6 protein-coding genes are annotated in these 6241 nt (G+C 64.3%); 2 read left to right on the top strand and 4 right to left on the bottom strand.

Annotated elements, in window-relative coordinates; all coding sequences use genetic code 11:
• Positions 1-219 precede the first annotated feature (219 nt).
• Both ABFT43_RS22565 and ABFT43_RS22560 read left to right on the top strand, forming a co-directional pair.
• On the top strand, positions 220-1221 hold the full coding sequence (locus ABFT43_RS22565) for a PucR family transcriptional regulator (protein WP_347962469.1): 1002 nt from the start codon (positions 220-222) through the stop codon (positions 1219-1221).
• 247 nt (positions 1222-1468) lie between these two features.
• On the top strand, positions 1469-2668 hold the full coding sequence (locus tag ABFT43_RS22560) for an LLM class flavin-dependent oxidoreductase (protein ID WP_347962468.1): 1200 nt from the start codon (positions 1469-1471) through the stop codon (positions 2666-2668).
• 194 nt (positions 2669-2862) lie between these two features.
• Here the strand turns inward: ABFT43_RS22560 and ABFT43_RS22555 are convergent, their stop codons facing one another.
• The 4 genes from ABFT43_RS22555 to ABFT43_RS22540 all read right to left on the bottom strand — a co-directional run bounded on the left by ABFT43_RS22555 (position 2863) and on the right by ABFT43_RS22540 (position 5915).
• Positions 2863-3867: a PDR/VanB family oxidoreductase gene (locus tag ABFT43_RS22555; RefSeq protein WP_347962467.1), complete on the bottom strand. Its 1005-nt coding sequence runs from the start codon at positions 3865-3867 to the stop codon at positions 2863-2865.
• A gap of 15 nt (positions 3868-3882) precedes the next feature.
• Positions 3883-4074 carry a ferredoxin gene (locus ABFT43_RS22550; RefSeq protein ID WP_347962466.1) on the bottom strand — a complete coding sequence of 64 codons (192 nt, stop codon included), beginning with the start codon at positions 4072-4074 and terminating at the stop codon, positions 3883-3885.
• A 26-nt stretch (positions 4075-4100) separates the two neighbouring features.
• Positions 4101-5357, bottom strand: coding sequence for a cytochrome P450 (locus ABFT43_RS22545; RefSeq protein ID WP_347962465.1), 1257 nt, complete (start codon positions 5355-5357; stop codon positions 4101-4103).
• Positions 5358-5444: 87 nt separating this feature from the next.
• Positions 5445-5915, bottom strand: coding sequence for a nuclear transport factor 2 family protein (locus tag ABFT43_RS22540; RefSeq protein ID WP_347962464.1), 471 nt, complete (start codon positions 5913-5915; stop codon positions 5445-5447).
• Positions 5916-6241: the final 326 nt, after the last annotated feature.

The following is a 6241-nucleotide window of genomic DNA, read 5'->3' as shown; positions in this document are numbered from 1 at the left end:
TCCTCGAGGATTCTGTGGAAGGTTGACTCGAAGGATCACGCGGTGGCCGCTCTGCATCCGTTAACGACACGACGTCGATAACGAACTCGGCCACCGAGTTACACCACTCTATGGGGCACTACTCGGCAGATCGCGATGGTCCGCCAGGGCACCGAGATCGTCGGGCTCCTCACCCTGCTCGAACTGCGCGGTGTGCGGATCAGCGGTGGTGAGCCGACGATGGAGCGCGAGATCATCGCCGACTTCGTGCGGCGTCGCATCCCCATCGAGGATGTCTGGCAGGGCAATCGGGCAAGCCACCAATGGTGGCAGCGTGAGATGTTCGAGGCCTGCGACCGGCTCTGCGAGCCGGCCTTGCGCGGCGGTGAGTCTCAACTCATCGCGCAGACCGTCCTGGCGATCTTCAACGCCCTGTCGATCCGGATCAGCGAGGACTATGCCGAAGAGGCCAAGCGCTGGGTGTCGACCCAGGCTGCGCTGGAGGACGAGGCGGTCCGGCAGGTGCTCGCCGAGGAGTTCGTGGGTGACGAGGCGCGGATCACCGCGGTGCTGCGGTACGGGCTCACCGGCTGGTCGCATCTGGCCGCGGTGGCCTGGATCGCCGACGAACGTGGCACCGATGCAGACCTGCACCGAGTCGCCGAGGGGTACCTACGGCAACTCGGTGCCACCCAACGGGTGGCGATCAGGCAGGGCGGGGCGATGGTCTGGGCCTGGGGAGGTTTCCGCTCCGGATCCGAGGTCGGCCACTTCGAAGATCTGCCCGCGCCACCGGTCGGGGTGCGGATCGCCTTCGGTGCGGCCCGCGACGGTGTGGCCGGCTTCCGCCAGTCGCACCTAGAGGCGCAGCGAGTCTACTCCCTGGCGGTAGAGAACTCCGGCATCGACGGCTGCCTGCTGACCTACCGGAGTCTCGGCTCATTGACCCTGCTGCTGGAAAACCGTACGGCCGCAGAGCAGTTCGCCCGTGACGAGCTCGGTGGCCTCTTCGGTGCCGAAATCCGGCTTCGGGAGCTGCGGGAGACCCTGCGCGCCTATATCGAGACCCGCAGCCCGCAGGCGGTGGCGCGGCGCATCCATGTCGCCCGCAACACTGTCGGCTACCGGATCCGGCAGGCTGAAGGGATCCTCGGGCACGCTGTCCTCGAGCGACCCTCGGAACTGTGGTGTGCACTCGTCATCGCCGATGTGCTTGAAGGCTCGCACTCCGTCGACGGCTGACGCTGTGTGCAAGCCGCGCTCGAACTGGCAAGGCGCCGACCGAAAACTGGGCTCAAAGCCATAAAGAATCCATTGTGACTAATGGCATACGCCGATAACGTTGTGATCAACGTAATTCCTACCGGTCTTCGAAATCATCGGCACCACCCGCGAGGACCGAAGTTTTCAGGTGCCGGAATCAACGCAGGCAGACCGTTTTCGCGGTCGGTGACATCACCGTTCCGCCAAGAGATCAAGTGAGGAAATAATGAGTGACAACGCACTTCTCCGCCCCAACCGGTTCGGTATCTTCCTCCCGCCGTACAACATCGCGGGAATCAGCCCCAACGTACTGCTCAAGCAGGCGATGGATCTGGTGGTCCACGCCGACGAGTTCGGGCTCGATGAGGCATGGATCGGAGAGCACCACTCCGGCGGTGCCGAGATCATCGGCTCGCCCGAGGTGATGCTCGCGGCGCTGTCGCAGGTGACCAGTAACATCCGGCTGGGGACCGGCGTGAACTCGCTGTCCTACCATCACCCGTTCAACCTCGCCGAGCGCCTCATGCTCGTCGATCAGCTTTCCAAAGGGCGGGCCATGATGGGCTTCGGTCCAGGTCAGCTAGTTTCCGACGCCTACATGATGGGCGTCGACACCAACCGGCAGCGCGAGATGATGGCGGAGTCGGCAGAGGCGATCGTGCGCCTGATCAACGGCGAGATCGTCACCATGGAGACCGACTGGTTCAAGCTCGACGAGGCCCGGCTGCAGGTGCTGCCCTACAACCGCCGCAAGCCGTTCGACATCGTCGTGGCCTCGGTGGCCTCGCCGTCCGGGCCGCGCACCGCCGGCCGGCTGGGTACCGGCATGCTCACCATGTCGGTGGCCGGTGCCGGCGATTCGCTGCGCAGCGCCTGGTCGGTCGCCGAGACCGAAGCGGAATACGCCGGCACCACTATTTCCCGTGAGAACTGGCGGTTGTCTAACTTCATGCATCTAGCCGATTCTGAAGAACAGGCCCGTAAGGACTTCGAATACGGTTTCGCCGAGATGTGGGATTACCTCGGTCAGATCTCGGTAATTCCCAAGGCCGATACCGATGATCTCAACGAGAAGATCGACGCCGCGCTGGAGACCGGGATCATTTTCCTCGGCACACCAGACTCGGCCATCGAATACATCGAAAGTCTCGTGGAGGAGACCGGCGGCTTTGGTTGCTTCCTCATGAACACCAATGACTTCGCCTCTCCGGCCGCTCAGCTGCGCTCCATCGAGCTCATGGCCGAGCGGGTCGCACCCCACTTCCGGGGGCAGTTCGACGGAGTCGACGCGTCGCGGGACTGGACGTTGGCCAAGCGCAACGAGACCGGCGAGACCATCTGGAAGGACCAGGCGGTCAACGCCATCGAATTGGCTACCAAGCAGTACGAGGAGGAGGTTGCCCGCCGGGCGCAGGCAACCAGCTGATAGGTCGGATCGATCCGACGGAGTCCCATTGCGATGCAGTGGGACTCCGTCGCTGTCAGTCGGTCAGAACTACCCGGGAACTCCTCACCTGACTGTGCGAATCGAATCCCGGTGAGCGAGAAGGTCGCGGCCGAAAACAGACCGCGCCCCGCTCGACGAGCGGGGCGCGGTGTTCAGGGCAGCTGAGTGGGGCCTCAGAGGTCGAGGATCAGCTTCTTACCCTTGCAGCGGGAGACACAGATCATCATCGTCTCGCTGGCCTCCTGCTCCTCCGGGGAGAGCACGACGTCGCGATGATCGGGACGTCCCTCGAGAACCGGCGTCTCACAGGAGCCACAGGTGCCTTCGGTGCAGGAGGTCGGCACGAAGATGCCGGCCTCGGTGACCACGTCGAGGATCGACTGGTCGGCGGGGACCTGCAGGGTCATCTCCGACGCCTGCAACTCCACCTCGAAGGCGGTATTGGTCGACTCGTCAAGCTCAGCGGGCGAGAAGTGCTCGATGTTGAGTGAGCCCGCCGGCCAGATCCCGCACCTCTCCTCGACCGCTGCAAGCAGCGGCTCGGGGCCACAGCAGTAGACCAGCGTGTCCTCGGCGGGGGTTCCGAGCAGCGATTCAAGGTCGATCCGGCCGTTGGAGTCCTCTGGCCAGAACAGCACTCGTTCGCCGTGGACCTCCAGCTCGTCCTGATAGCTCATGGTCGCCGCGGAGCGGCCGCCGTATACCATCCGCCAGTCTGCCCCGGCCGCCTCGGCTGCCCGCACCATCGGCAGCAGCGGGGTGACCCCGATACCGCCCGCGATGAACAGGTATCGCGGCGAGGAGTGTAGCGGGAAGTGGTTGCGCGGCCCCTGGATGCCGAGCTGTGTTCCCGCGGTGAGCTCGTCATGGAGCCACCGCGATCCACCTCGGCCCTCCGGTTCGCGCAGGATCGCGACTCGGTAGGAGCTCCGGTCGCCCGGGTCTCCGCACAGTGAGTACTGGCGAACGAGGCCGTCGGGAAGCACGAGGTCGATGTGTGCCCCCGGTTCCCAAACCGGCAGGTCGGTGCCGTCGGGAGCGGCCAGGGTGAGTTCGACGACTCCGTCGGCGACCTCGCGGCGCTCGGTGACGACCCCGGTGAAGGCCAGGTCGGCATTGGGCTCTGCGTGCATCTCGACCTCGTCGGTGATTCGCGGAAGGGTGATGGTGTCAGTCATGGGTAGAACCTGGGATCAGTCGCGCTGGATGGTGATGGCGAATTCCGGGCACGCCCGGACGAGTTTGCGGGCGACCTCCGGAGGCATGTCCGGGGCATCGTCGCGTACCACACCGCGGCCGCGCTCGTCGGCGGTGATGTAGTCCGGTTCAAGCAGGTAGCACCGGGCATGCCCGACGCAGAGTTCGTGGTCGATGTTGACGTTCATGGGGCTGTTCTCTCTTCTGTGTCGGGTCAGTTCGCGGGAGGGGCGATGACCTCGTCGACTTCGACCTCGAACTCGCCGAGACCACGCGTCGGCATGGAGTGGACTTCCAACGTCTGACCGGGCACCAGGCGCAGGCCGGGCATGCCGTCGAACACCGAGGTGAACGCGACCTCAAGGAAGGTCCGGGCAAGGTTGGAACCCAGGCAGCGGTGGATGCCGGCACCGAACGAGACGTGCCGCTTGTCCTCGCGGTGGACATCCCAGGTGTCGCCGTTGGGGAACTGCTTCTCATCACGGTTCGCCGATCCGGGCAAGTTCCAGATCTTGTCACCGGGCTCCAGATCGACGCCGTTGAGGGTGGTCGGCTTGGTGACGGTGCGTTGAGTGAGGGTGACGTTCACGAACAGTCGCAGCGCCTCCTCGATGGCCTCCGGCAGCAGCGAGCGGTCATCGATCAGCTCCTGCAGGTCGTCCGGGTGGGTGGCCATGTGGTGGATGGTGCCGCTGAGCACGGTGCCGGTGGACTCCAGTCCGCCGAGAGTCAGCGCGGTGAGCACCTTGAGCAGGTCGGCATCGTCAGGCACCTCGCCGCCGGGCCGACAGGTCGCCAGCACGGTGACGATGTCGTCTTCGTCGCGGGGGTTCTCCCGACGCTCGTTGAGGATCTCACCGAGGGCAGCGGTCAACGCGGTGCTGGCCTCCACAGCGCGCTCGGGGACGAGCAGTGCATCGCGGGCCCAGTCCTGGAACTGATCGAGCGAGGCGTCGTCCGCCGGCACGCCGAGGATGATGGAGAACACCGCGCGAGACTGCAGCGGGCGCACGAAGTCGGCCATCACCGGGAACCGGGTACGACCTTCGAGCTTGCGCAGAAGGTCTGCAGCGATCTCCTTGATGAGCGGCACATGCTTCTGCATCTTCTGCACGGTCAGCAGCGGCTCGACGATCTTGCGCCACTCGCTGTGCACCGGCGGGTCGGTGTCCAGGGGGACGAAGACAGCGACGTCGGTGGGGTCGTCGTAGCGGCGGTCGGCCAGATGCGAGGCGCCGCGGCCGGACTGGTATGTCCGCCAGTCGCGATGCACCTTCCAGAAGTCCTGGTAGCGGGTCACCAGCGGGACGGTGGTGTTGCCCTGTTTGTGGAAGGCCATCGGGTAGTTTTCGCGCAGATCCTTGAGGAGCGCCAGGTTGTTCTCGTTGTAGTCGTCGGACCACATATCGATGAACGGGCAGGTCGCCGGGTCCGTCGTGGGCTCGATCGCGACACCGTCTTTGGAAACCATCTGTCTGACTCCATACAGGTGTTGGGCTGTTGGGCTGAAGGGGGTAGGGCTAGTGGGTTGCAAGGGGGTGGGTGGAATGGGGCGGCGTTAGCTGCCCAGCCCCTCGGGGATGAGGCCGGCATCGGTGCTGTCGGTGAGCGCCCCGCCGAGCGCGCGGAACAGAATGATCGAGTCGTAGTACTCGGTGAAGCGCGCGATCTTGCCGTCGCGCACGGTGAAGCGCGAAATGTACTCGTTGTGATAGTCGACGCCCGAGCGGAGTTTCATCGCGCTCTTGTATGTCGCCACGACGATGTTCGGGTTGCCGGCCAGGGTGTCGAGTTCAAGGTCGTGGAGGTTCTCCGAGCCGTCGATCATGTGGTCGCGAGCCTGGGCGAGCACCTCCATGTAGGCGGCTTTGCCCACGGTCTCGCGCTCGAAGGCCGGTGGCCGGAAGGGCAGCTCGAAAACCACGTCGTCGGTGGACAGCTCGGCCATCTTGTCGATGTCCCAGGTATTGAGAGCATCGGTGTAGGCGCGGACGAGCTCGATGTTCTTGCGGCGGATTTCGTCTGACATAAAGACCCCTAAAGTCGTACAACTTGAATTCAGTTCGGGTGATGCCGACCACTGTAACAGGAATCACGGATGTGACAAGGGCAACGGCGAAGCGTTAGGCGTGTGACGTACTGTGCCGGGCCGCAGTGTCCGCATCTGACGCGAGGTCATGGGTGCCCGGGATGCGGTTTGGGTCTTCTGTAATCTTCGCGGGCGTGCTTCAACCTCGATCCACCGATGGGGAGGCTTGCTGAGTTGGCGTCGTAACGCAGAAATGCCCCTCTGACCGGGAAGAATAGAGCTTGTCTAAGGTCCTATTTCCCGAGTCTGAGAGGCATCTCGTAGGT

Source organism: Gordonia aurantiaca, assembly GCF_039939235.1.
Classification (GTDB): domain Bacteria; phylum Actinomycetota; class Actinomycetes; order Mycobacteriales; family Mycobacteriaceae; genus Gordonia.
This window is presented reverse-complemented; position numbering and strand designations above follow the sequence as displayed.